A 21,605-nucleotide genomic window follows, 5' to 3' on the forward strand; every position below is an offset into this window, starting at 1 on the left:
GTCCCGGCGAAGGCCGGGACCCATAACCACGAATATTGGTTTGGCGAAAACTCGTTGCCTCCGCCGATCTGCCACAAGAGAGATTCCGCGGTATGGGTCCCGGCCTTCGCCGGGACGACGGAAAGTTAGCTCGCCGCGTCGATCTACTTCACCGCGTCGAAGCACCAGGCCAGAATGCCCTTCTGCGCGTGCAGGCGGTTTTCGGCCTCGTCGAACACGACGGATTGCGGACCGTCGATCACCTCGTCGGTGACCTCCTCGCCGCGATGGGCGGGCAGGCAGTGCATGAACAATGCATCGGGCTGGGCCAGCGACATCAGCTGGGCATTGACCTGATAGGGCTTGAGCACGTTATGGCGGTGCTCGCCTTCCTTGTCCCCCATCGACACCCAGGTGTCGGTCACGACACAATCGGCCCCACGCACGGCGGCTTCGGCATCGGTGCCGAGCATGATCGGCGCGCCGGTTGCCTTGATGAAGTCGCGCATGGCTTTTTTCGGGGCGAGCTCCGGAGGTGTCGCGACATTGAGCTGGAACTTGAAGCGCTCGGCGGCGTGCGCCCAGGACGCCAGCACGTTGTTGTCGTCTCCGGTCCAGGCCACCGTCTTGCCCTCGATCGGGCCGCGATGTTCCTCGTAGGTCATGAGGTCGGCCATCACCTGGCAGGGATGCGAACGCCGCGTCAGGCCGTTGATGACGGGCACGGTGGCGTTCGCCGCAAGCTCCAGAAGGGCGTCGTGATTGAGGATGCGGATCATGATCGCGTCGACATAGCGCGACAGCACCCGCGCGGTGTCGGCGATGGTCTCGCCGCGGCCGAGCTGCATCTCGGCACCGGTGAGCATGATGGGCTCGCCGCCGAGCTGGCGCATGGCAACATCGAAAGACACCCGCGTCCGCGTCGAGGGGCGCTCGAAGATCATCGCCAGCGTCTTGCCTTCGAGCGGCCTGACCGGCTGATGCGCCTTCTGCTTCGCCTTCATCGCGGTGGACGCGGCGAGCATGCGCTTGAGCTCCGACAGCGGCAGCTCGTTGATATCGAGGAAGTGCTTCGGTGTTTTCTCGTGTGTATTATCGGGCGACTTGCTCATCAGCTTGCCGCCCGCTTGTTGCCGGATAACGCGGTGCAGGCGCGCTCGAGCCGCCCGACGCTGTCCTCGATCTCGGCTTCGGTGACGATCAAAGGCGGCAGGAAACGCACGACATTGTCGCCGGCACCGACGGTGAGCAGCTTTTCTGCGCGCAAGGCGGCAACGAGATCGCCGGAAGGCACCACGGCCTTGATGCCGATCAGGAGGCCCTCGCCGCGCACTTCGCTGACGACATCGCCATGACGGTCGATCACGGAGGCGAGCTTCTGCTTGAGCAGCAGCGACATCCTCTGCACGTGATCGAAGAAGCCGGGCTTGAGCATGACGTCGAGCACGGCATTCGCAGCCGAGATCGCGAGCGGATTGCCGCCGAAGGTCGAGCCGTGCGAGCCCGGCGTCATGCCGGATGCCGCTTCCGCGGTCGCAAGGCAGGCGCCGATCGGGAAGCCGCCGCCGAGCGCCTTGGCCAGCGACATCACGTCGGGTTCGACGCCAAGGCGGCGGTACGCGAACAGATCGCCGGTGCGGCCCATGCCGGTTTGCACCTCGTCGAAGGCGAGCAACAGACCCTTCTCGTCGCAGAGCTGGCGCAACGCCCTCAGGAAGGCGGGCGTTGCCGAACGCACACCGCCCTCGCCCTGGATCGGCTCGATCAGGATTCCGGCGGTCTGCGGACCGATCGCCTTTTTCACCGCGTCGAGATCGCCATGCGCAACTTGGTCGAAGCCCTCCATCGGGGGGCCGAAACCTTCGAGATATTTTGCCGAACCCGTCGCGGCAAGTGTCGCCAGCGTGCGGCCATGGAAGGCGCCTTCGAAGGTGATCATGCGATAGCGGTCGGGATGGCCCTTCGCGGCGTGATAACGGCGCACGACCTTGATCACGCATTCCAGCGCTTCGGCGCCGGAATTGCAGAAGAACACGAACTCCGCGAAACTTTCATTGCACAGGCGCGCGGCGAGCTTTTCGCCGTCCGGGCTCTGGAACAGGTTCGACATGTGCCAGAGCTTCGTGGCCTGCTCCTGCAACGCCGCGACCAGCGCCGGATGGGCATGGCCGAGCGCATTCACCGCAACGCCGGAGGTGAAGTCCAGATAGCGCTCGCCATTGGTCGCGATCAGCCAGCAGCCTTCGCCACGCTCGAAACCGAGGTCGGACCTGGCGAAAACGGGGAGCAAATGCGGCGCTGCGCTGTTAGTCATGACGGTCACTTGAATGTTGCGGACGGTGTGAGCGTGCATTGCGCAACGCACCATCGACCGGCCCGGAAAACGAAACGTGCCGCCTCTTGAGGGCGGCACGCGCGACTATCTTAGGCCTGGTGAAACGGGTGTCAATGCCGCCCGGAAAGCCTCGCGAAACGCTGAATCCGTAGTCTTGCGGTGCCGATTTTGCGGGATTTAGTCACGGAACATGTGGAAGCGAGTCGGCGGACTCTTGCGCGGGAGTCACGCCATATTGTAGCGTTTGGATTGTCAGATACGACATCTCGTGCAGTGGTTCTGATCTTTAAGTCCTTATGTACCGGCGTAAACGTTCGGGCGTTCAAGACGCGCCCGGCGAGCCTTAAGGGATTCTGGCGGCACGGGTTTTTGAAGGCTTAGGCATTCGCTGCGAGGCCCCAGGATGGCGGGCGCGCAGCGAGGGAAAGGGTGCAATGACGGTTTTGACCTGGTCCGATGATCGCGTCGAGCAGCTGAAAAAGCTCTGGGAGGCCGGACTTTCGGCCAGCCAGATCGCGGCGGAGCTCGGCAATGTGACCCGCAATGCCGTGATCGGCAAAGTGCACAGGCTCGGCCTTTCGGGCCGCGCCAAGAGCCCTTCGTCGGCAGCGCCGCGGCCGCGCAAGGCGCGCCCCGCGCAGCACATGATGCGGGTGAGCCGCCCGATCTCGCGCGGCAACACCGCGCTGGCGCAGGCCTTCGAGGTCGAGGCTGAGCCGGATCCGGTCACCTATGACAACGTGGTGCCGATGAGCCAGCGGCTGTCGCTGCTGGAATTGAACGAGGCGACCTGCCACTGGCCGGTCGGCGATCCCTCGAGCCCGGACTTCTTCTTCTGCGGTGGACGGGCGCTGTCCGGCCTGCCCTATTGCGCCCAGCACTCGCGCGTCGCTTACCAGCCGGCGTCGGATCGGCGCCGCGCACCGGTGAAGCCGGGCCCGCGGTAATTACGGCAAGTCGTCGCGCGAAGAAGGTTCAATTTCCGTGTCGTCCCGGCCTAGTGCGCAATGCGCACGGGGGCCGGGACCCATACTCGGAGCGCGCGGTTGTTGCGCGAAAGGGGTCACTCCGAGTCTTCGCCAAACCACGTTCGGTGGTTATGGGTCCCGGATCAGCGCTCGCTTCGCTCGCTCGTCCGGGACGACGTCGAAGAATTCGGGGACAGCTTGCCAAGAAACAAAGCTGCAACCCTACACCTGCTCCGCCTTCGCAAACCGATCATCCAGCGCGTAACCGGCCCCGCGGACGGTGCGGATCGGGTCCTGCTCGCGGCCGAGATTGAGCAGCTTGCGCAGGCGGCCGATATGCACGTCGACGGTGCGCTCGTCGATATAGATGTCGCGGCCCCAGACGCTGTCGAGCAGTTGCTCGCGCGAGAACACCCGTCCCGGGTGCTCCAGGAAGAACTCCAGCAGGCGATATTCGGTCGGACCGAGATCGATCGGCCGGCCCGAGCGCGCCACGCGGCGCTTGTCGCGGTCGAGTTCGATGTCGCCAAAAGCGAGGACGGTGGCGAGCCGCTCCGGGCTTGCGCGCCGCAGCAGGCCTTTCACGCGCGCCAGTAGCTCCGGCACCGAGAATGGCTTGACGATGTAATCGTCGGCGCCGGTCGCAAGACCCCGCACCCGCTCGCTCTCCTCGCCGCGCGCGGTGAGCATGATAATCGGGAGCTGCTTGGTCTCGGGACGGGTGCGAAGCCGCCGGCACAATTCGATGCCTGACAGGCCCGGCAGCATCCAGTCGAGCACGATCAGATCGGGGATGTGCTCCTTGAGGCGGGTGTCGGCGTCGTCGCCGCGCATCACCGTCTCGACGTCATAGCCGTCGCCTTCGAGGTTGTAGCGGAGAAGCTCGGTCAGGGCTTCCTCGTCCTCAACCACCATAATGCGTGCGCCCATCGGGTCGTCGCTCCCTTAAGTCTTCAGGTGTTCGGTACCGTGTTGGCGAAGGTCGTCATGTCGCCCTTCGGCCGCTTGTCGGTGATCGCCTGGCCCTCGATCATGTAGAACACGGTCTCGGCGATGTTGGTGGCGTGGTCGCCGATCCGCTCGATGTTCTTGGCGCAGAACATCAGGTGAATACAGAACGAGATGTTGCGCGGATCCTCCATCATGTAGGTGAGGAGCTCGCGGAACAGCGAGGTGCAGATGGCGTCGACTTCCTCGTCACCCTTCCACACCGCCATCGCCGCTGGCAAATCATGCGCGGCATAAGCGTCCAGCACCGACTTGACCTGCTGCTGCACGAGGTCGGTCATGTGCTCGAGGCCACGGAACAGCTTGAGTGGATGGAAGTCCGTCTCCAGCGCTGCGACGCGCTTGCCCATGTTCTTGGCGAGGTCGCCGATGCGCTCGAGATCGGTCGCGACGCGCATGGCGCCGACGATCTCGCGCAGATCGACCGCCATCGGCTGGCGGCGGGCGATGGTCAACACCGCGCGCTCCTCGATGCGCTTCTGCAGCGCGTCGAGCTCGGTGTCGATGGCGACGACGCGCTGGCCGAGCGGGACGTCGCGGCGGATCAATGCGTCGACGGACTCGACGATCATGCGCTCGGCGATACCCCCCATCTCGGCGACCAGGCGCGTGAGTTCCTGGAGGTCGGTGTCGAAGGCCTTTGCGGTATGTTCAGAACCCATGTCGCGTCTCCTAGCCGAACCGGCCGGTGATGTAATCCTGCGTGCGCCGGTCGGACGGCGACGTGAAGATCTTGCTGGTGTCGTCGAACTCGATCAACTCGCCGAGATACATGAAGGCGGTCTTGTCGGAGACGCGCGCCGCCTGCTGCATGTTGTGGGTGACGATCGCGATCGTGTAATCCTCGGACAGCTCCTGGATCAGCTCCTCGACCTTGGCGGTCGAGATCGGGTCGAGCGCCGAACAGGGTTCGTCGAACAGGATCACCTCGGGCCGCACCGCGACGGTGCGGGCGATGCAGAGGCGCTGCTGCTGGCCGCCGGAGAGCGACAGGCCGGAGGCGTTGAGCTTGTCCTTGACCTCGTTCCACAGCGCGCCGCCGCGCAGCGCCTTCTCGACGCGGCCGTCCATCTCGGACTTCGAGATCTTCTCATAGAGACGGATGCCGAACGCGATGTTCTCGTAGATCGTCATCGGGAACGGCGTGGGCTTCTGGAATACCATGCCGACGCGGGCGCGCAGCAGATTGAGGTCCAGCTTGCCGTCGAGGATGTTGGTCTGGTCGAGCATGAGCTGACCGGTGGCGCGCTGACCGGGATAGAGGTCGTACATCCGGTTGAAGATGCGCAGCAGGGTCGACTTGCCGCAGCCTGACGGACCGATGAACGCCGTGACACGGTTGGCGCCGAGCGTCAGGTTGATGTTCTTCAGCGCATGGTGCTCGCCGTAATAGAAGTTCAGGTTGCGCACGGTCACCTTGGGGGGCGCCTCCGGCAGCACTGCCGCGTGCGGCAGTCCACCTGACGCGCTCATCGATACGGAAAGATCACTCATTTTGCGGTCCTCTCGGCGCCAAGGATGCGCGCGAAAATATTAAGGGCAAGAACGGTCAGGGTGATGAGCAGCGCGCCGCTCCAGGCCAGCTGCTTCCAATAGGCATAGGGGCTCTGCACGAAGTTGTTGATGGTCACCGGCAGGTTCGCCATCGTCTTGTTCAGGCCGAGGCTGAAGAACTGGTTCGACAGCGCGGTGAACAGCAGCGGCGCGGTTTCACCGGCGACGCGGGCGGTCGCGAGCAGCACGCCGGTGATGAGGCCCGAACGGGCAGCGCGATAAGCGATCCGCTTGATCACCAGCGAACGCGGCAGGCCGAGCGCCGAGGCCGCCTCGCGCAACGCGTTCGGCACCAGCAGCAGCATGTCCTCGGTCGTACGCAGCACCACCGGGATCACGATGACCGCGAGCGCGAGCGAGCCCGCGATCGCCGAGAAGCCGCGCATCGGCACCACCACCGCGCCGTAGATGAACAGGCCGATGATGATCGAGGGTGCCGAGAGCAGGATGTCGTTGATGAAGCGGATCACCGAGGTCAGCCGGTCATTGCGGCCGTATTCGGCGAGATAGGTGCCGGCGAACATGCCGAGCGGCGCGCCGATGCCGACGCCGATCACGGTCATGATCAGAGAGCCGACGATGGCGTTGAGCAGTCCGCCCTCGTTCGATCCCGGTGGCGGCGTGTTCTCGGTGAACAGCTGGACATTGAGTCCGGCCAGTCCGTTGTAGAGCAGCGTAATCAGGATCAGCGCGAGCCAGGTGACACCGAAGGCGGTTGCGGCGATGCAGAGCCCGCGGACGACGATGTCCTTGCGGCGGCGGCGTGAATAGATCGGATTCATGGCGTCAGTTCCCCGCCTTCTTTTCCAGCCGCATCAGCATCAGCCGCGCCGCCGCGAGCACGAAGAAGGTCAGCACGAACAGCAGGAGGCCGAGCAGGATCAGGCCGGACTGGTGCAGGCCGTCGCTCTCGGCGAACTCGGATGCGATCGCCGCCGAGATCGTGGTGCCCGGCGCGAAGATCGACGACGAGATCCGGAACGAGTTGCCGATAATGAAGGTCACCGCCATGGTCTCGCCGAGCGCGCGGCCCAGCGCCAGCATGACGCCGCCGATGACGCCGACGCGGGTGTAGGGGATCACCACGCTGCGGACGACCTCCCAGGTGGTGCAGCCGACGCCGTAGGCGGCTTCCTTCAGCACCGGCGGCACCGTCTTGAACACGTCGACCGAAATCGAGGTGATGAAGGGCAGCACCATGATGGCGAGGATCAACGCGGCATTGAACAGGCTGAGATAGGACGGGGGACCCGCGAAGATCGCGCCCAGCACGGGCACGCCGTCGAAAATCTTGATCATGAAGGGCTGGAACGTGTTGGCGAGGAACGGCCCCAACACGAAGAAGCCCCACATGCCGTAGATGATCGAGGGGATGCCGGCGAGCAGCTCGATCGCCATGCCGATCGGGCGGCGCAGCCATTGCGGGCAGAGCTCGGTGAGGAAGATCGCAATGCCGAGACCCACGGGAATGGCGATCAGCATCGCGATGAAGGAGGTGACGAGCGTGCCGTACATCGGCCCGTGCGCGCCGAGCACGGGCGGATCGGCGGACGGCGCCCAGCGCTGCGTCCACAGGAAGGAGATCCCGAATTCCTTCATCGCCGGGAAGGCGCCGACGATCAGCGAAATGATGATGCCGCCAAGGATCAGAAGCACCGAGATCGCGGAGAGCCGCGTGATCCAGTAGAAGGTGACGTCGCCGAGCTTGAACGCGCTCAAGGCCTTGGCGCGATCATACGGTCCGGCGTCGTCGATTACATCGCTCTGAACGGCCATCTCTGCCACGCCGGTCCCCTGTACCAAATAGTATACGTTTTTTGTTGGTCCGTGCCCCGGATGCGGCGCAGCGCATCCGGGGCACGAGCGTCGCGAGCCTAGCTCTTGATGTCGGCAGCCCAGGTCTTCTCGATCAGCTGAACGACCGGGTCCGGCATCGGGATGTAGTCGAGCTCTTCAGCCGCCTTGCCGCCGCTCTTGAAGGCCCAGCGGAAGAACTTGATGGCTTCCTGCGAGGCCGCCTTGTCGGTGGCGTCCTTGTGCATGAGGATGAAGGTTGCCGCCGTGATCGGCCACGACTTCTCGCCGGGCTGGTCGGTCAGGATGACGTAGTAGCCGGGAGCCTTGGCCCAGTCGGCGTTGGCGGCGGCCGCCTGGAACGCTTCGACGGTCGGCTGCACCGGCTTGCCGGCCTTGTTGACGAGACCGGTGTAGGTCAGCTTGTTCTGCTTGGCATAGGCGTACTCGACATAGCCGATCGAGTTCTTGGTCTGGCTGATGTTGCCGGACACGCCTTCGTTGCCCTTGGCGCCGACGCCAACCGGCCACTCGACGGCGGTACCCTCACCGACCTTGCTCTTCCAGTCCGCGCTGGCCTTGGCGAGGTAGTTGGTGAAGTTGAAGGTGGTGCCCGAACCGTCCGAACGGCGGACCACGGTGATGGCCTCCGAGGGCAGCTTCACGTTCGGGTTCAGCTTCTTGATCGCGGCGTCGTCCCATTTGGTGATCTTGCCGAGATAGATGCTGGCCAGCGTCTCGCCGTCGAACACCATCTCACCGGGCTTCACGCCCTCGATGTTGACCACGGGAACGATGGCACCCATCACCATCGGCCACTGGACGAGGCCGTCCTTCTCGAGCTGCTCGGCCTTGAGCGGCGCGTCGCTCGCGCCGAAGGTAACGGTCTTGGCCTGGATCTGCTTGATGCCGCCACCGGAGCCGATCGACTGGTAGTTCAGACCGTTGCCGGTCTCCTTCTTGTAGGCATCGGCCCATTTGGAATAGATCGGGAACGGGAACGTCGCACCGGCACCGGTGATGTCGGCAGCAAAGGCCGCCGTCGTCGATGCGGCGACCATGCCAGCAGCGACGAGTGTTTTGAGGAAATTCATGCTGGTCTCCATACAGGGGAGCGAAGCGCCATCCGCGCCCGATCGCGCTCCCCGTGCCGCCCCTTTAGGAGCGGACAGCTGAGCTTTTACGAAGGTTTGGTGACAGTCGGATGACAGTGTTAAGCAGCTGAAATCGCTGGAATTTAGCTCAGAGCCGCAGGCTTGCTCTGGGGGAAACAGGCAGCGAAAGTGGCGCCCTGCTTGGGCACGCTTTCGATCAAAAGCCGGCCGCGATGGCGGTTAAGAATATGTTTCACCAGCGATAATCCGAGGCCGGTGCCGCCCTGCGAGCGGCTGTCGCCGACATCGACCCGGTAGAACCGCTCCGTCAGCCGCGGCAAATGTTCCGGCGCGATGCCGGGGCCGAAATCCCGGACCAAGACCCGGATTTCCTGAGTTCCATCAGGGGCGGAACTGGACGTCAGCGACACGATGACACGACCGCCCGAGGCGCCGTATTTGAGCGCGTTCTCGATCAAATTCTCGAACAGGCGGAGCAGCTCCTCACGGTCGCCCGCGATCAGCACCGGGGTCTCAGGCAGCTGGGTCTCGACCTCGACCTGGCGTTCCCGGGCCAGCGGCTCGAGCCCGTCGGCGACCTGCAAGATGATCGGCAGCAGGTCGACCAGGGTGTCGGGCCGCACATGGGCCGACAGCTCCACCCGCGACAGCGACAGCAGATCGTCGATCAGACGCGCCATCCGGGTGGCCTGGTTGTGCATGATGCCGAGGAAGCGCTCGCGCGCCTTGGGATCGTCCTTGGCCTGGCCCTGGAGCGTGTCGATGAAGCCGGACAGCGCGGCCAGCGGGGTGCGCAGCTCGTGACTGGCATTGGCGACGAAATCGGCCCGCATCTCCTCGACCCGGCGCAGCGGCGTCTGGTCGTGGAAGGTCATCAGCATGCATTTGTCGGCGCCGCCGAAGGCGGTCGGCACCGGCACCGGCGTGATGGTCAGCTCCATCCAGCGATCGACCGGGACATGGTCGAGATAGGTGGCGCGCCGCGGCTCGGTGGTCGCGATCGACTCGCGCAGCGCCGTGATGATCTCGGGCGAGCGCAGCGCGAACTGAGCGAGCTCATTCCGGCGCAGCGCCGGCGCGAGCTGGGCGGCTGCGGCGTTGAGATGGATGACGCGGCCGGCGCGGTCGAGCAGCACCGCGGGATCGGGCATGCCGGCGATAACAGCGGCCACCGCCGCGCTCTCAACCGGGTTGACGCCGCGGGTCTCTTCGCGCGAGGCGGCGGTATCGTGCAGGCGCCACGGGATCAGCGCTGCGGCCGCGATGCAGAGCAACACCGCGATCGCATGCAGCGCCGACAATTCGCCCAGCGAGACCACCACCGACAGCGCGAGCGCCGCGGCGATCAGGATGACGGTCGAGTGCCGCAGCCGGTCGGACCAGGGCTGGGAGGAGGGAGAAGATGGGGCGTCGATCGCCATCGGGGCGGGCTTCTCCAAAGGACCTTGCGCCGGTCAGGCGCCGCTGTCGCTGCGCTTTCTCACGTAAGCGGCTTCAGGTGCGGGGCCGGGGTCGAGCTTGAGCGCCGCCTGCTGCAGGCGTTTCGATCGTGCGCCGATGATAACTTCGCGAAACGTCAGCAAGATTACAGAAATGACGAAAGGGGACAGATAATAGAGGACGCGGAACAGCAGCATCCCACCCAGCAGCTCCTCCCGGTCCATCTGCCAGAGCCCGACCAGCATCGCCGCGTCGAACACACCAAGGCCTCCGGGCGAATGGCTGGCAAAGCCGAGCAGCGTGGCCGAGACGAAGATCACCGCGACCACCACGAAGCCGAGATTGGGCTCGTCCGGGACCAGCACGTACATCGCGAGCGCGCAGAAGCCGAGATCGATGATGCCGATCGCGATCTGGAGCAGGGTCAGCGGGCCGCCCGGCAGCATCACGGTCCAGGGCCCGCGGCCGACCATCCGCGGCTGGGTCCAGACCCAGACCACGTAAGCGACCAGCCCGACGATGATCATCATCGCCAGCATCCGGTTCAGCCAGGGCGGAAGCATGTCGATCGAGGCCGCGGCCTCCGGATGATAGGAGATGCCGAGGCCCAGCACCGCGGCATTGCCGAGCCAGAAGGTCAGGCCCGCGAGGAAGCAGATCTTTGCGACATCGATCGCGTTCAGGCCGTAGGCGGAATAGATGCGGTAGCGCACCGCGCCGCCGGTGAAGACGCTGGCGCCGACATTGTGGCCGATCGAATAGCTGGTGAAGGCGGCGAGCGCGTTGATGCGATAGGGCACGTGGGGGTGGCCGATCGCGCGCACGGCGAACAGGTCGTAGAAGGTCAGCGTGAAATAGCCCGCGGCGACGAACAAAGCCGCCAGCGCAATCTGGCTCGGCTCGGTGCTCTTGATCGCCTCGAGGACTTCGTTGACATCGATGCCGCGCAGCATGTGGTAGAGCACATAGCAAGCGATGCCGATGACCGCGACGCTGATCACAACTCCAAGCTTATGCAGGATTTGCTTCTGGCGCAGAAACGACATCGCCCTGCGTATGGCTTCCAGCATCTAGACCTCGAACAACGCTTCAGCGGCCAGGGTGGCCAGCGAACAGGCGGGCGACACGCAGGCACCCGACGAACCCTCGCTGCCGGTCCCGGCATCGCGCATACCCGCTATCCCTCCACTAGCGCGTTTCCGGGCGGAGTGGAATTCGGCAATTCGAACAAAAACTCGTGCCTTCAATATTTTAGGCAGGGTTGCGGGCTCCTGATGCACGGTTTGGCGCTTTCGGCGGCAAGAGTGACGCGAATCTCCATGGCAATCCTGCGCAGTGGCCATGAAGTTTTGATGATTTCGACCGCACAATGTTCCGTCACGGCTTAAGCCGACGTCAATCTATGGGCCGCCCCCGCCTGTTGAAAGAGGGGTGGCCGGAGCGTTTGTTCACGGTTTTCGATGGGCCGGGAAGGCCGCGCAGCCGTGCTCCTGACGTCCGCAGTCAGTGTGCACGGCAACATCACAGAACGGCAGGCGGCGCGGTGCGCGAGACCACCCGGTCGCGCAGCCAGGCGCCGATGGCGCCGCCGACGAGGTAGCAGGCGAACATGATCAGGCCGAGGTCGAGCCAGTAGCCGAAGCGGCCGGGGACCACATGCGCGAGTGATGCCGCGACCAGGCCGGCAACAAGCACGGCGAGCCAGCGCGCGGTCACCTTCGAGGTGCCGTTGCCGCGTTGGACCACCGAGATCCAGCCCATGCAGAAGCCGAGCAGCAGCGAGCTGATCAGCCAGCCCAGATGGAACGAGACGAGATAGGGCATCGTCACCTCACCAGAAATTCGATGCGGCGGTTCTGCGCCTTGGCGTCTTCGCTGTCATTGCCGGCAACCGGCTGCGTGCTGCCGTAGCCGACCGCGGTGAAGCGGCTGGCAGGCAGGCCGGCCTTGACCAGATAGTCGATCACCGCCTGCGCGCGCTTCTCCGAGAGTGCCTGGTTGAAGGAATCCTCGCCGTCGGCATCGGTATGCCCGGCGACCTCGATATTGGTGGTAGGACATCGCAATGCCGTCTCGATCAGATGATCGAGAATGCCGGCGGAATCCGGATCGATCTCGGCGCGCTTCGCCCCGAAGCGAATCTTGGCCTTGGCCAAGAGCTCGGAGAACAATTGCTGGCACACGGTGCCGTCGACCGGACCGGCTGCGGGTTTCACCGTGATTTCCGGCTTGTATTGCCAGTTTTTCGGAAAGTCCTTGCCGAGGCCTGCGCGGATGTCGTTGGCGGCACCTTCATAGAGCGCATCGCCCGACAGCTTCACCTCGCGGTCGGACACAACGAGCGTGCCGGTCGACAGTCGCGACAGCGCGCCGAGCGCTGCGACCACGGCGGGACTGAAGGCGCCGGGCGCGCCGACGCTGGCCTTGAGATTGTCGACGACCTTTTCGTTGAAGAATTTCCGCGACGCGCTGGTGGCGATGGCCGCGTGGACATTGTTGTCGGGCACATAGCCGGTCAGCGTCACCGTCGCGGCCACCGGATCCTTGTAGGCCTGGAAGACGTAAGGCGGCGCCTTGACGTCGTTGGCGGCGATCGAAAAGCCCTCGGGCAGGTTTTTCAGCGCCGCTGCGACCGCTTCGCGGCCGCCGAGATCGCGCGCCATGCCCGACAGAGTGACTTTGGTGTCTGTGATCGTGATCTTGCCGTCCTTGAGCTTGCCGATCTGGTCGAGCAGCAGCATCGCAGCCGCCTCGAACCGCAGCGGTGCGCCGCGCGCCAAACCCATCTGATCGGCCACCTCGGTACCGGCGACCTCCTTGCGGGCCGCTTCCGTCAGGCGGCCCTTCATCGACGGCAGGGGCGCGGAGCCCGACAGCGTGACCCGCACCACATCGCGTTCGGCGTTCCAGACGAAGGGCTTTGCCTCGGGCACGAGGCGGGTCCGGTCGTCGACCAGGCGCACGCCGGGCACGGTCTCGACCGCCACAACAGCGTCGCGGCGCCCCTCCTCGGAAAAGGCCTCCGCAGCCAGGCCGACGTCGCGGCCGTCCACCGCGATCCGGGTCTTGTCCAGAACGGTATCCTTTAGCGCCGCCGAGCTGCGGGCGGAAAGGTCCGCCTCGACCGGCAAAGTGTTATTCCAGGCCGCAAATCCCCACATGACGGCCAAGGGGATGAGCCCCGGCCACCATTTGCTGGCCCACCTGAAAAGCTTCTGCATTCGACGACCCGAACTCTGGAACCGGAGACAAAACAAACCCTTGGCGGGCTGTCAAACCGGAAATGACGCCCTTCCGAAGGCCGGGCGTGGACAATTGGAATAACTTTTTCTTCAAGGGTTCTTCCGTAAGTTGAAGGCGGAATGCCAAAGTCCGCCAGCGGGTCATGAAACAACTTCGTAACAACGTCATCCGCGCCGGACTGGAAGCACTCTATTTCAGCGGCGCCCACCACCTGTTGCGCCCGCTTTTGTCGGGCGTCGGCGCCATTTTCATGCTGCATCACGTGCGGCCGGCCCGCGTCGCAGCGTTTCAGCCGAACCGGCATCTCGAAGTCACCCCCGAATTCCTGCGCGCGACCCTGTGCCATCTGCGCTCGCGTGAGATCGACATCGTCAGCATGGACGAGTTGCATGAGCGGCTGGTGCAGCGCCGGTTCGACCGCCGCTTCGCCGCCTTCACGCTCGACGATGGCTATCGCGACAATCTCGATTTTGCGCTGCCGGTTCTGCGCGAATTTGACGCGCCTCTGGCGGTCTATGTCGCCAGCGATTTCGCGGAGGGCACGGGTCGGCTGTGGTGGGAGGCGCTGGAGGCCGTGATCGCCAAGACCGAGCAGATCGAGGTGACAATCGGCAATGCCGCGCTGCGGCTCGATGCGACGACGCCAGCCGCCAAGCAGGCGGCGTTCGACCGTCTGCACGACTGGTTGCGCGCATTGCCCGGCGAGCACGATCTCAAGCGCGAGATCGAGGCGCTCTGCACGAAGTACGGCGTCGACATGGCCGCGCTGTGCCGCAGCCTCTGCCTGTCCTGGGACGAGGTGAAGACATTTGCCGCCGATCCCCTGGTCACGATCGGCGCGCATTCTGTCAGCCATTGCAATCTCGCCAAGCAAAGCGAAGCGATCGCCACGCAGGAGATGGCCGTGAGCCGCGCCCGGATCGAGCAGGCACTCGGCCGCAATGTCCAGCATCTTGCCTATCCCTATGGCGATCGCGAGGCGGCGGGCGAGCGTGAATTCGTGCTCGCTGCATCCGCCGGTTTCAAGACCGCGGTGACGACGCGACCCGGCATGCTGTTCGCCGAAAACGCCGGCCACATGACCGCGCTGCCACGGGTCTCGCTCAACGGCAATTACCAGGACACGCGGATTCTGCCGGTGCTGACCTCGGGCGCCGCGACCGCGATGTGGAACGGCTTCCGCAGGATCGCGGCGGCTTAAATCTCTCCGTCTTCGCTGCCCGAACTCAGACGTGGTCCTGGCGAAAGCCAGGACGATGATGCGGCGCCTTCCTTGACTCCCCTCCCCACCCCGCTCACAACCGGCGCAAACCAAGGGAGGCACCATGTTCAACGATCTGTTCTCGCTCAAAGGCCGCGTCGCGCTGGTGACCGGCGGTTCGCGCGGCATCGGCAAGATGATCGCGGCGGGATTTCTCAGCGCAGGGGCCGCGAAGGTCTACATCACCGCGCGCAAGGCCGGGCCTTGCGAGGCGACCGCGAACGAGCTCTCCGCACAGTATGACGGAGAGTGCATCGCACTGCCGATCGACATCTCGACCGTCGACGGCTGCGACAGGCTCGCTGGCGAAATCATCAAGCTGGAGCCGAAGCTCGACATCCTCGTCAACAATGCCGGGGCTGCCTGGGGCGCGGAGTTCGATGAATTCCCCGAAAGCGGCTGGGACAAGGTGATGGATCTCAACGTCAAGTCGCTGTTCTTCCTGACCAAGGCGCTGGCCAAGCCGCTGCGCGCGGCGGCTTCGCATGAGCGGCCCGCCAAGGTCATCAACATTGCCTCGGTCGACGGCATCTTCGTCAATCCCGGCGAGACCTACTCCTATGCTGCGAGCAAGGCCGCGGTGATCCATTTGACGCGGCGCATGGCGACGAAACTGATCAAGGACAACATCAACGTCACCGCGATCGCGCCCGGCGCGTTCAAGTCCGACATGAACCGGGCTGCGCGCGACCATTCGGACGAGGTCGCCAAGCGCATTCCGGCGCGGCGGATCGGAACCGACGAGGACATGGCCGGCGTAGCGATCTATCTCGCCTCGCGCGCCGGTGACTACGTGGTCGGCAACACCATCGCGGTGGATGGCGGCGTGGTGTACGCGAACGCGGGCCTGGAGATCGCGGGGTAGGCGGGGGCGCGTCAGCACGACGCCCTCACCTCACACTCCAGTGCCGTCCCGGCCTAGTGCGCAATTGCGCACAAGGCCGGGACGACAGGTGAGTATGTAGCGCGGCCGTCGCGCCTCGCTGGCAGCCCTTACGACTCGATCCTCACATACTCGAAATCGCCGGGCTTGTTGTCGATGCCGACTTTCGGCGGCGAGATCCAGGAGGCGAACTGGCCGGTCTCAGTGACGGGCTGCATCAGCGAGGTGATGAAGTCGCCGTCGGCGGTCGATGGCAGCCATTCGTCCTTGCGCTTAGCCCAGGTGGCGTCGTCGATCAGAAGACCATCCGGCGTCGCGTGGATGCTCTTGAACTCGCCGATATGGCGATGGAATGCGACGTTGGGCAGCTTGAGCTGGAATTGATAGCCGGAGGTCGAGATCACCTTGTTCCAGCGCAGCATGCCCTTGACGCAATCCTGGCTGTAATCGTCGCGCAGGCGCATGTTGAGCGCGGTCAGCGCCGGCTCGTCCACCAGCTTGATCTCGCCATCGATGAACTTCAGCACCGGATAGGTCGCGTTCTTGAGCTGATGATCGTCGTCGATCTGGGTCTCGTGATAGCGGCCCTTGATGCCGGTGTTAAAGGCGTTCGCCGCGTTGGTCGAGACTTCCGAGCCAAACAGATCGAGCGACAGCGTATAGTGCAGGTTCAGCTTCTTCTGGATGGTCGGCAGATCGATCACGCCGAGCGCGCGGACCTTCGCGATGTCGGTGGGATCGGTGATGCCGGCTTCCCGCATCGCATCGCAGGTGCGCTGCACGACGCGGGTGATGCCGGTCTCGCCGACGAACATGTGGTGCGCTTCTTCCGTCAGCATGAAGCGGCAGGTGCGCGACAGGGGATCGAAGCCGGACTGCGCTAGCGAGTGCAGCTGCATCTTGCCGTCGCGGTCGGTGAAATAGGTGAACATGAAGAAGGACAGCCAGTCCGGCGTCGCCTCGTTGAAGGCGCCCAGCATGCGTGGCGAATCAGCGTCACCCGAGCGGCGGCGCAACAAATCGTCAGCCTCTTCACGTCCGTCGCGGCCAAAGTACTTTTGCAGCAGGTACACCATCGCCCAGAGGTGACGGCCTTCCTCGACATTGACCTGGAACAGGTTGCGCATGTCGTATAGCGAGGGCGCGGTCTTGCCGAGGTGGCGCTGCTGCTCCACGGAGGCAGGCTCGGTGTCGCCCTGGATCACGATCAGACGGCGCAGCATGGCGCGATATTCACCCGGGACTTCCTGCCAGGCCGGCTCGCCAAAATGCTCGCCGAACGGCACGACGCGGCTCTCTTCCTGGGGAGCAAGGAGAATGCCCCAGCGATACTCGGGCATCCGCACGTAGTCGAACTTGGCCCAGCCGCGCGGATCGACCGAATAGGCGGTCCGCAAGTACACCAGCGATTCCTGGAAGCCTTCCGGCCCCATGTCTTTCCACCAGTCCATGTAGCCGGGATGCCAGCCTTCCAGCGCCTTGAGCACCTGGCGGTCTTCGGCCAGATTGACGTTGTTCGGAATCTTGGTCGAGTAGTCGACGTTCATGATGTTCATGGAGGACCTCCCGTGGGGGACTTACTCGTTTAAAGGGTGCGAATGGCGAGTGGCGAGTAGCGAATGGAAATCCCTATTCGCCCTTCGCCACTCCCCACTCGCTAGACTCGCGTCATATCGAATTTCGGCTTCTGGCCGCTGCCGTAGCGGCGCAGCGCGCCTTCCTCACCGACCGCGTTCGGGCGCTGGAAGATCCAGTTCTGCCACGCGGTGAGGCGCGAGAAGATTTTCGATTCCATCGTCTCGGGGCCGACGAAGCGCAGGTTCGCTTCCATGCCGGTGAGGCTGTCGGGCGAGAAGCTGGCGCGCTCCTCCAGGAATACGCGGACCTCGTCGTCCCAGTCGATGTCGTCGAGCGCGAAGGTGACGAGACCGAGCTCTTCGGCCTGCTCGGCGTCCAACGCGGTGCCCATCGTGGCTTCCGCGCGTTCCACATCGGCTGGATCGGCCTGGAAGCGCGACTGAAGCCGCGTCAGGCCATGGCTCATCGGATAAGGGCCAAAATTCAGCGCTGACAGTTCGATCGACGGCGGCGGGCGGTTGTCGCCCTGGCGCGTGCCGATCAGCATGTAGGAGCGGTCGGCGGCGAAGACGAGTTCGGCGAGCGTGCCGGCGAAGCAGGAGCCGGGCTCGACCAGCGTCACCAGCGTGCGCGAGGTGACGTCGATGCGCTTCAAGACGCGCTTCCAGTAATGCCTGATTTCGTTGACCAGCCAGTGCGCCTTGTTGGCTTCGAGGAAGGCGTCGCAGGCGAGCACATGGGCGCGGTCGCCATGGCTCTTGAACACCAGCATGGCGATCTCGAGCTCGTTGATGCGCAGATGCAGGATGGCGTCATCGAGTTCGCGCGCGACCTGGAGCGGCCAGAACGCGACACCCTGCGCCATCATGCCGTCGATGTCAGCGGGCGGCGCGGCTTCAGGCGCCTTGATCGAGATCGTGGCGATGCGTGCCGCGCGGTCGATGTCGACGCTGACAAAGCCATAGCGGATGCTGGTCTCATCGATGATGCGCTTGAGCGGCGTCAGCGCGATGCCCTTGCCGCTGCCCTTGCGCTTCGAGGCCTCGGCGAATTCCCTCGCGCGCTCGGCAACCTTGCCTTCGAGCTTGCTGTTCGGCGCGATCTCGTCGACCAGGCGCCATTGCACGGCGCGCTTGCCCTTCACGCCTTCTTCGATGGTGCAGAAGAAATCGGCGTGATCGCGGCGCACCTTGCGCTTGTCGACCACACGCGTGAGGCCGCCGGTGCCCGGCAGCACGGCGAGCAGCGGCACTTCGGGCAAGGCGACGGCGGACGCGCCGTCATCGGCGAGCATGATGTAGTCGGTGGCGAGCGCGAGCTCATAGCCGCCGCCGGCGGCCGAGCCGTTCACGACGGTGATGAAGCGCTGGCCGGAATTCTCCGACGAGTCTTCCATGCCGTTGCGGGTCTCGTTGGTGAACTTGCAGAAATTGACCTTGTGGGCATGCGTCGAGCCCGCGAGCATGCGGATGTTGGCGCCGGCGCAGAACACGCGGTTCTTGGCCGAGCGCATCACCACGACCTTCACCTCGGGGTGCTCGAAGCGCAGGCGCTGGACCGCGTCGGCAAGCTCGATGTCGACGCCGAGATCGTAGGAATTGAGCTTGAGCAGATAGCCCTCGAACAGGCCGCCGTTCTCATCGACGTCCATGGTCAGGGTAGCGACGTCACCGTCGATCGCGAGCTTCCAGTGCCGGTAGCGGGACGGCTCGGTCTGGAAATCGATGAATGTCGCGCCGCCTGCGAGGCGCCGATCTTCCCCGGCCATGGGCCACCCTTGAGCTTGATTACGCGTTTTGGCTGTCGTGTTAGATGCACAATAATGCACATTTTCGCGCGCGTCTACCCGTTAAGCGACCGAACATGCATTTTGTTTCATGTCTTCGCGCAGCGAAGCTGCTGCAAATTGCTCAATCGCGTCAAGCGTCTGTCCCGGAGCTTCGCGGTGGGGAGAATGCGCCGCGCCTGAAATGACTTTCAAATCGACCGGGCAATAGCATTCTTGCTGCGCGATCTCGACCTGACGCAATGTCCCATATTGGTCGTCCGCGCCCTGCAGGATCATGACGGGGACGCGGATATAGGCGAGATATTCCGAGATATCCCAGTCGCGGAATTTCGGATCGAGCCAGGCGGCATTCCAGCCGTAGAAGGCGTTGTCGACGTCCTTGTGCCAGCGCGCGAGCTTTGCCTTCAGGTCGGTGGTCTCGAAGGTGGTCTTGATGTCCGCAATCGACTTCACCGAGATGTCCTCGACGATGAAATGCGGCGCGATCAGCATGAGGCCGTTCAGGCGATGATCCTGATGCGCGCCGGCATAGATCGTCGCGATCGACGCGCCGTCGGAATGGCCGAGCAGCAGGCCGCGCCTGAAGCCGATCGCATCGAGCACCTTCGGCAGCACGTCCAGGGCCTCGCGCTGCATGTAGTCGAGCGGCCGCGGCAACGCGACCTTGCTCGACTGGCCATAGCCCGCGCGAGAATAGGCGAAGATGCCGGCGGAGGTGGCTTGCTGCAGCTTCTCGGGGAAGTCGCCCCAGAGGCCGACGGAGCCGAGGCCTTCGTGCAGCATGACGATGGTGGGTGCATCGGCGGATTGCGGCGCCAGCCATTTGTATTCGAGGCTGGCGTTGCCGATGCTGAGGAAGCCGGTGGGAGTGAGAGTCATTTCTTCGTCCGTCCTTCTCCGTCGTCATGCCCGGGCTTGACCCGGGCATCCACGTCGCTCCTCAATCGCGGTCGCGCGTGGATGGCCGGGACGCTTTGCTCAAGACGCGCTTCGCACTTTTGCCCGGCCATGACGACCTGTTGTCAATTCGTCCCGTCCCGCAGCTTGAACCGCTGGATCTTGCCCGTCGCCGTCTTCGGCAGCGAGTCCACCACGTCGATCCAGCGCGGATATTTCCATGGGCCGATCTTCTGCTTGACGTGGTCCTTGAGCATCTCCTGCAGGCCCGTCGTCGTCGCGCCGGGGCGCAGCACGACGAAGGCCTTCGGCTTCAGCAGACCTTCCGGATCGGCTTCGGGCACGACCGCGGCTTCCAGCACGGCTGGATGCGTAATCAGCGCGCTCTCGACCTCGAACGGCGAGACCCAGATGCCGGAGACCTTGAACATGTCGTCGGCGCGGCCGCAGAAGGTGTAGCGGCCCTCGGCATCCCTGACATATTTGTCGCCGGTGCGGGTCCATGGTCCCTCGAACGTGCGGCGGCTCTTGTGGCGCTGGTTCCAGTAGCCCTCGCCGGCGGAAGGCGCATCGACCAGCAGTTCGCCGACCTCGCCGTCGGCGACATCCTGTCCCGCCTCGTTGACGAGCCGCACCGCGTAGCCCGGCACTGGCTTGCCGGAGGAGCCGTACTTGATGTCGCCGGGCGCGTTCGACAGGAAGATGTGCAACAGCTCGGTCGAGCCGACGCCATCGAGGATGTCGACGTTGAAGCGCGCTTTCCAGCTGTTGCCGACGGATTCCGGCAGCGCCTCGCCGGCCGAGGTGCAGATGCGCAAGGCGCGGCCGCCGCGCTCGCTCTTCATCGCCTCGTCATTGAGCATCGCCGCGAACAGGGTCGGCACGCCGTAGAAGATCGAGGGATTGTAGCGGTTCATCAGATCGAACATGCGCGCCGGCGTCGGCCGTTCGCCGTTGAGTACCACGGTGGCGCCGACCGACATCGGAAAGGTCAACGCATTGCCGAGACCATAGGCGAAGAACAGCTTTGCCGCGGAAAGACAAACGTCGTTCTCGCGGATGCCGAGCACCTGCTTCGCATAAGTTTCCGCGGTCGCCTGCATGTTCGAATGGATGTGACGCACGCCCTTGGGCATGCCGGTCGAGCCTGACGAGTAGAGCCAGAACGCCGGCTCATCCGGATGCGTCGCGGCGGTGGTGAACCGGTCGCTCTCGTCCGCAATCTCCTCGGCAAGCTGCTTGTGGCCATTCTGCTTGGCGCCGGAGACCACGACATGCTCGAGATCCGGCATGCGGCCGACGACGTCCTTGATCACGGGATAGAGCGCTTCCGAGACGATCAGCACGCGCGCGCGGCAGTCTGCGAGGATGTAGGCGTATTGATCTGATGTCAGCAGCGTGTTGAGCGGTACCGGCACGATGCCGGCGCGGATCGCGCCCAGAAACACGATCGGGAAGTCGACCGTATCCAGCATGATCATCGCCACGCGCTCTTCGCGGCGGACACCGAGCCGGCGCAGCATGTTGGCGGCGCGCCGCGTTTCGCGCTGGAGCTCGCCATAAGTGAGCCGTGAGACGGTGTCGTCGAAGGCGAGCTTGTTGCCGCGTCCCTCATCGACGTTCCGGTCGAGCAGCCAGGTCACCGCGTTATAGGATCCCTCGCTCACGGACTTCTCCCCTGAATTTAGAATTATAATTCATAGAAAGACACCGCATCGGCTTGCTGTCAATGCCAGCAGGCACTATGTTTCATTAATACTC

Annotated in this window: 19 protein-coding genes; 3 read left to right on the forward strand and 16 right to left on the reverse strand. The window is 64.3% G+C overall.

Going from position 1 to position 21,605, the window contains the following annotated elements; genetic code table 11:
• Nucleotides 1-143: 143 nt before the first annotated feature.
• Together argF and IVB48_RS26590 are read right to left on the reverse strand one after the other, a co-directional pair.
• The gene (gene argF / locus IVB48_RS26585; RefSeq protein ID WP_247404443.1) at nt 144-1,091 is read right to left on the reverse strand and encodes an ornithine carbamoyltransferase; all 948 of its coding nucleotides are present in this window, start codon (nt 1,089-1,091) and stop codon (nt 144-146) included.
• Nucleotides 1,091-2,293: an aspartate aminotransferase family protein gene (locus IVB48_RS26590; protein ID WP_247404445.1), complete on the reverse strand. Its 1,203-nt coding sequence runs from the start codon at nt 2,291-2,293 to the stop codon at nt 1,091-1,093. The genes argF and IVB48_RS26590 overlap by 1 nt, the downstream gene beginning before the upstream one ends.
• Before the next feature lie 455 nt (nt 2,294-2,748).
• Here IVB48_RS26590 and IVB48_RS26595 point away from each other — a divergent pair, with 455 nt between their 5' ends.
• Nucleotides 2,749-3,261 carry a GcrA family cell cycle regulator gene (locus IVB48_RS26595; protein ID WP_007597869.1) on the forward strand — a complete coding sequence of 171 codons (513 nt, stop codon included), beginning with the start codon at nt 2,749-2,751 and terminating at the stop codon, nt 3,259-3,261.
• A 243-nt stretch (nt 3,262-3,504) separates the two neighbouring features.
• On the opposite strand, the gene phoB is transcribed toward IVB48_RS26595, so the two are convergent.
• The 10 genes from phoB to IVB48_RS26645 form a co-directional block, all read right to left on the reverse strand.
• On the reverse strand, nt 3,505-4,212 hold the full coding sequence (gene phoB, locus IVB48_RS26600) for a phosphate regulon transcriptional regulator PhoB (RefSeq protein WP_007597871.1): 708 nt from the start codon (nt 4,210-4,212) through the stop codon (nt 3,505-3,507).
• Between the two features lie 23 nt (nt 4,213-4,235).
• Nucleotides 4,236-4,952, reverse strand: coding sequence for a phosphate signaling complex protein PhoU (gene phoU, locus IVB48_RS26605; protein ID WP_018456067.1), 717 nt, complete (start codon nt 4,950-4,952; stop codon nt 4,236-4,238).
• 10 nt (nt 4,953-4,962) lie between these two features.
• On the reverse strand, nt 4,963-5,784 hold the full coding sequence (pstB, locus tag IVB48_RS26610) for a phosphate ABC transporter ATP-binding protein PstB (protein WP_027565896.1): 822 nt from the start codon (nt 5,782-5,784) through the stop codon (nt 4,963-4,965).
• Nucleotides 5,781-6,626 carry a phosphate ABC transporter permease PstA gene (gene pstA / locus IVB48_RS26615; protein WP_018456065.1) on the reverse strand — a complete coding sequence of 282 codons (846 nt, stop codon included), beginning with the start codon at nt 6,624-6,626 and terminating at the stop codon, nt 5,781-5,783. The genes pstB and pstA overlap by 4 nt, the downstream gene beginning before the upstream one ends.
• A 4-nt stretch (nt 6,627-6,630) precedes the next feature.
• Nucleotides 6,631-7,620, reverse strand: a complete 990-nt coding sequence (pstC, locus tag IVB48_RS26620; RefSeq protein WP_247405433.1) for a phosphate ABC transporter permease subunit PstC — start codon at nt 7,618-7,620, stop codon at nt 6,631-6,633.
• 98 nt (nt 7,621-7,718) lie between these two features.
• The gene (gene pstS / locus IVB48_RS26625) at nt 7,719-8,732 is read right to left on the reverse strand and encodes a phosphate ABC transporter substrate-binding protein PstS (protein ID WP_106941486.1); all 1,014 of its coding nucleotides are present in this window, start codon (nt 8,730-8,732) and stop codon (nt 7,719-7,721) included.
• 143 nt (nt 8,733-8,875) lie between these two features.
• Complete coding sequence (locus IVB48_RS26630; RefSeq protein ID WP_247404448.1) at nt 8,876-10,174, reverse strand: ATP-binding protein; 1,299 nt, start codon at nt 10,172-10,174, stop codon at nt 8,876-8,878.
• Nucleotides 10,175-10,207: 33 nt separating this feature from the next.
• The gene (locus IVB48_RS26635) at nt 10,208-11,263 is read right to left on the reverse strand and encodes a lysylphosphatidylglycerol synthase domain-containing protein (RefSeq protein ID WP_247404451.1); all 1,056 of its coding nucleotides are present in this window, start codon (nt 11,261-11,263) and stop codon (nt 10,208-10,210) included.
• Between the two features lie 451 nt (nt 11,264-11,714).
• Nucleotides 11,715-12,017 carry a hypothetical protein gene (locus IVB48_RS26640; protein ID WP_247404454.1) on the reverse strand — a complete coding sequence of 101 codons (303 nt, stop codon included), beginning with the start codon at nt 12,015-12,017 and terminating at the stop codon, nt 11,715-11,717.
• 2 nt (nt 12,018-12,019) lie between these two features.
• Nucleotides 12,020-13,414 carry an OmpA family protein gene (locus IVB48_RS26645; protein ID WP_247404458.1) on the reverse strand — a complete coding sequence of 465 codons (1,395 nt, stop codon included), beginning with the start codon at nt 13,412-13,414 and terminating at the stop codon, nt 12,020-12,022.
• 164 nt (nt 13,415-13,578) lie between these two features.
• On the opposite strand from IVB48_RS26645, the gene IVB48_RS26650 reads away from it, so the two are divergent.
• Nucleotides 13,579-14,637, forward strand: coding sequence for a polysaccharide deacetylase family protein (locus tag IVB48_RS26650; protein WP_247404461.1), 1,059 nt, complete (start codon nt 13,579-13,581; stop codon nt 14,635-14,637).
• Nucleotides 14,638-14,761: 124 nt separating this feature from the next.
• Nucleotides 14,762-15,562, forward strand: a complete 801-nt coding sequence (locus tag IVB48_RS26655; RefSeq protein WP_247404466.1) for an SDR family oxidoreductase — start codon at nt 14,762-14,764, stop codon at nt 15,560-15,562.
• A 128-nt stretch (nt 15,563-15,690) separates the two neighbouring features.
• Here IVB48_RS26655 and boxB read toward each other — a convergent pair whose 3' ends face one another.
• The 4 genes from boxB to IVB48_RS26675 all read right to left on the reverse strand — a co-directional run bounded on the left by boxB (nt 15,691) and on the right by IVB48_RS26675 (nt 21,511).
• Nucleotides 15,691-17,127 (reverse strand): benzoyl-CoA 2,3-epoxidase subunit BoxB, encoded by a 1,437-nt coding sequence (gene boxB / locus IVB48_RS26660; protein WP_247405436.1) that lies wholly within the window; start codon nt 17,125-17,127, stop codon nt 15,691-15,693.
• Between the two features lie 110 nt (nt 17,128-17,237).
• Complete coding sequence (gene boxC, locus IVB48_RS26665; protein WP_247404469.1) at nt 17,238-18,926, reverse strand: 2,3-epoxybenzoyl-CoA dihydrolase; 1,689 nt, start codon at nt 18,924-18,926, stop codon at nt 17,238-17,240.
• An 81-nt stretch (nt 18,927-19,007) separates the two neighbouring features.
• The gene (locus IVB48_RS26670) at nt 19,008-19,826 is read right to left on the reverse strand and encodes an alpha/beta hydrolase (RefSeq protein ID WP_247404472.1); all 819 of its coding nucleotides are present in this window, start codon (nt 19,824-19,826) and stop codon (nt 19,008-19,010) included.
• Between the two features lie 143 nt (nt 19,827-19,969).
• Nucleotides 19,970-21,511: a benzoate-CoA ligase family protein gene (locus tag IVB48_RS26675; protein ID WP_247404475.1), complete on the reverse strand. Its 1,542-nt coding sequence runs from the start codon at nt 21,509-21,511 to the stop codon at nt 19,970-19,972.
• Nucleotides 21,512-21,605: the final 94 nt, after the last annotated feature.

Source organism: Bradyrhizobium sp. 76 (assembly GCF_023073025.1).
Lineage (GTDB): Bacteria > Pseudomonadota > Alphaproteobacteria > Rhizobiales > Xanthobacteraceae > Bradyrhizobium.